3 protein-coding genes are annotated in these 3,373 nt (G+C 37.7%); 2 read left to right on the top strand and 1 reads right to left on the bottom strand.

Annotated elements, in window-relative coordinates:
* Window positions 1-167 precede the first annotated feature (167 nt).
* Both FJR06_RS14460 and FJR06_RS14455 read left to right on the top strand, forming a co-directional pair.
* A complete protein-coding gene (locus FJR06_RS14460; RefSeq protein ID WP_168651681.1) occupies window positions 168-1,307 on the top strand; it encodes an L-histidine N(alpha)-methyltransferase in 1,140 nt (379 codons plus the stop codon).
* Window positions 1,289-1,948 (top strand): hypothetical protein, encoded by a 660-nt coding sequence (locus FJR06_RS14455; protein ID WP_168651680.1) that lies wholly within the window; start codon window positions 1,289-1,291, stop codon window positions 1,946-1,948. The genes FJR06_RS14460 and FJR06_RS14455 overlap by 19 nt, the downstream gene beginning before the upstream one ends.
* A gap of 177 nt (window positions 1,949-2,125) precedes the next feature.
* On the opposite strand, the gene FJR06_RS14450 is transcribed toward FJR06_RS14455, so the two are convergent.
* Window positions 2,126-3,094 carry an orange carotenoid protein N-terminal domain-containing protein gene (locus FJR06_RS14450; RefSeq protein WP_015079241.1) on the bottom strand — a complete coding sequence of 323 codons (969 nt, stop codon included), beginning with the start codon at window positions 3,092-3,094 and terminating at the stop codon, window positions 2,126-2,128.
* Window positions 3,095-3,373: the final 279 nt, after the last annotated feature.

Raw genomic sequence — 3,373 nt, 5'->3', positions numbered from 1 at the left:
GATTTTACATTTCTTTACACAGTTTGGTTTTATTGTGTTCACCTACTTAAACTACTCTATAGTACGGCAGGCATAATATTTGATTGACAATAACAAATACCATGTGGTATTTGTATACATAAGTAGAGGATTAATTCAGATAAATTGCTTAACAAGCGAGGCTCGAAATGGGTATAAATTTTGCATTAGAGACTTCAGGAAAAGGATGGACTCTCTGCTTGATAGGAGAAGATCAATCTAATAAACTGGCAGAACTCACCCAGGGATTGAGAGGGGAATTTTCGACTACAGGTGATGGTAAAGAGATATTATCTGGTTTTGCCTATTGGAGTGTAGGTTCAGCTATTGCTTGGGATCATGCTTGTAAAGATAATTTCTATTTTGTCATGAAAGAGAGCATAAAATTTTTTAACTCTCAATGGCAACAAATTCATGCTAACAACATAAAAGATAAAAAATATCATTACGTTAGTTTAGGTGTAGGTACAGGAGAAAAAGACCAGCATATTTTGAGTATTTTACTCAACACAAATCCTGACCTACTCTATTTTCCAATTGATATGAGTTCGGAGATGTTAAGATTCGGTGTTCAAAAGGCAACAGAAAGATTGCAATTGAAGAATGATGTCATAACAATTCAAATTGACTTCTCAATTGAGAGAAATATTGGATATTTACGCGAACTGTTTGACCAAATTCCCAATGATAATCCTGTTCTGTTTTCTCTACTTGGAAATACATTAGCTAATTTCCAACAAGACACAGAATTACTGCAACTTCTTTCTAAACTAATGCGACCTAAAGATAGACTGCTTATAGAAGTAGCAACCACTGAAGACTTAAACGAGGAAGCGGCACAAACAGCAGCGAAAGAATATGCAAAAACTAGGTTATTCAAAGAGTTTGTTACAAGTGCTTTATTTCAAAACACTGATTTAAACATTGACTTGAATAGTATTTTATTTCAAGGTTCTATTGAAACAAATAAAGCAATTCTGATAAAAGTCCTGTATCAAAATTCAACTGGCAAAAAAATTGACGTGATGTTACCTGACCGCTCAGTTATGAATTTTGAACCTCAAGATACTATTCGTTTATTGCTGACTAGAAAGTATACCTCAGATGGTATCAAGAAAAGCATATCAGATAGCAACCTAATAATTGTTGATAGACTACACACACCTTTTGAAGCACGTTCTCAGAGTAGATTTGGTATAGATTTAATTCTGCTTGCTCCTGAGTCATCGGGAGTTACCCCTGGCATTTCAGGAACTCCACTGGTGACTGTATGGACACCAAAACGCTAGAAGCATTTAGACGAATAACAGATGATGTCAGTATGAAAAACTTAGTCACATTTGCCACTTTTTTCCCTCTGTTTCTTGGATTTATTTTAGCTATTGTCTGGTTGACTAAAAAACCAGACTTTGATGCACTACTATCGGCTCTCGGAGCATTGGCAACAATTACAGGTATTTTTGGCGAACGGTGGGTATCAGCTTACGAAAAGAAGACTGCATTGCTGCAAGCCTTACTGAATGAGTGCATAGCAAATGAGGTAATTTTATCTGATGCGCGATTCACATCAAATTCACATATTTTGGGGCAACCTCTAGTCTTTCCACGACTAATTATATCAGTCAATGAAACAGCGATCGCATCTGGTGTTTTTGCAGAACGCAAAGATAGTGAGTTGTTTTCGCTTCTACATCAATGGCGGCATACTGTGAATGAGTTCAACCATAGATTAGACATTACCGAATTACGCACATTCACGAATCTGTCACCACAAGAGATCCGTTCATTATATGAGGCACTACAGGAATCAAAAGAGTTTAATGATGCTGGGACTTTAAATCATCATATAGCAACAGTTTTAAAATCAAAATATCCAAAAGGCATTAGAGGTAGTAAAGCCCTAAATGTCTATAACTTACACATTAAATAGCTTTTTTCATTATTTGCTGACTTAGCTTGATTAGTTGTGCTTATGCGATAAAGATAGTTCTTCCTCGTCGTTTCTATGATAACAAATTTTCTGGTCGGTGTCAATAGCTTTCACTCTATTATTGCGAGGCTGTGAAAATAACAAATAAATTTGATTTTCGACAGCCTCATGATTTAATTAAACTCGACGCAGATTCATGAGCTCTTGAGGAGAAGCAAGCATATCAATCGCTACGAAGAAGATTTGTCCTTCGGGATTGATTAAAAACCGCCAAGAAATATTCATACCAACTGTGACACCAAACCAAGGAGTTTGCACTACTCCTGTGATTTTCAGTTGCTTAGAACCGTCTGGTTGAACTTCGCAGATACCTTGTTGCGGCATCATGTTTAGTCCTTGTGCTTCTTCGCGCATATATTTAGCGATCGCTTCCCGACCCACAATGGGCTTTTGGAACGGTGGTTGTAGCGCACCGTCAGTAGTGAATAGCGCGATCGCAGTATCAAATTTATCTGCATTCATGGCTTCAATGTAGCCTAAGACAGCGGGTTCTGTAATCCCGTCAATTTTCACTGAAGATATAACAGGGGTTGTGCGTTGGAAAGCTGGTTCTGCACCTGCTTTAGGATAACTACTAGGACCAAGGTCAGAAGTATCAAACCCCATATCTACTACAGTATTCCGCAATACGGTGATTTGCTGACCTTGATCAAGTTTTTGTGTGGCTTCTAATACAAATTTTACACCAGGAGACATTTGATAACCAACGGGGACAGGAGTGATGATTCCCTGTTTCATCAATTCTCCTAACTCGAACCAGAAAGCGAGTTTGGTGTTGACGCTAAAGAAACCATAGGAACGGCTAATAGGAGTATCAGCACGGCTGGCTAAATCCCGCATGACTTTGGTTTGCTCTTCACGAGACATTTGCTTAATTTGGGTCAGCAAACTTTCAGCTAGTTGCAAGCGTGCTACTCCAGGTGCGGCAGGAGTAATGGTTTTACCCATTTCGGTGTAAGCATACCAAAGATATGCTAATTGATCATCAACGTTAAGTTGATCGAACAATGCTATAGTTGCGGGAATAGGGCTAGGAAGTTGAGTATTAGAAAAAATAGTTTGAGCGGACTGGATAGTTAAAGCCACAATCGGAATCTCCAAGATTATGTGTTAATTAGTCGCTATGAAGACATCAGCTAAAAATGTTTATGATGAACTTATGTCTTATGTAAAGTAATGTAATAAAAATCTTAATTTTTGTAAAGAATAGAAATTGCGAATTGACAAAATGGATTAAATATGGTAGATAGGTTGGCGTTGAAAATTGTCGTCATAGCACTAGGCAAGAGGCAATACTTCAACTTCGCTCAGTAACCAGAGGCAAGAGTAAAGAAGTTTTCAGCGATTTTACATTTCTTTACACAG

The sequence above is a fragment of the Dolichospermum sp. UHCC 0352 genome (assembly GCF_009711925.1).
GTDB classification, from domain to species: Bacteria; Cyanobacteriota; Cyanobacteriia; order Cyanobacteriales; family Nostocaceae; genus Dolichospermum; species Dolichospermum lemmermannii.
The sequence above is the reverse complement of the archived record's forward strand: the minus strand, read 5'-3'. Positions and strand labels throughout refer to the sequence as shown.